We start from the raw sequence: 253 nt of genomic DNA on the forward strand, positions 1-253 counted from the left end.
GATTCGGTCCGGCTGTTGTTTATGAAAGCGCAGGAGAAGGATCGCTGGGCACTCAAGGGACAGCGTTTTGACTATCTGACCAAGTGGAACCCCCGCAAACAAAACAAGGACGAGTGGGTGGATAAGGCTGAAGCAGCGGGTGCCTTTGAAGAACAACGCCCCGGAAAGCGGGTGGCCCTGATGAAGATGACGGTCACTCGTGCCTGGCAGGGGAGTCAGCGTGACTTCGTCTTGCATGTGCGCGTGATCGAGC

General features: G+C 56.9%; 1 pseudogene. It reads left to right on the forward strand.

The features are described from left to right. Positions 1-21: 21 nt before the first annotated feature. Positions 22-253, forward strand: a pseudogene (locus IV91_RS0115385) (IS1380 family transposase); the annotation flags it as partial.

The sequence above is a fragment of the Ferrovum myxofaciens genome, assembly GCF_000735045.1.
Lineage (GTDB): Bacteria > Pseudomonadota > Gammaproteobacteria > Burkholderiales > Ferrovaceae > Ferrovum > Ferrovum myxofaciens.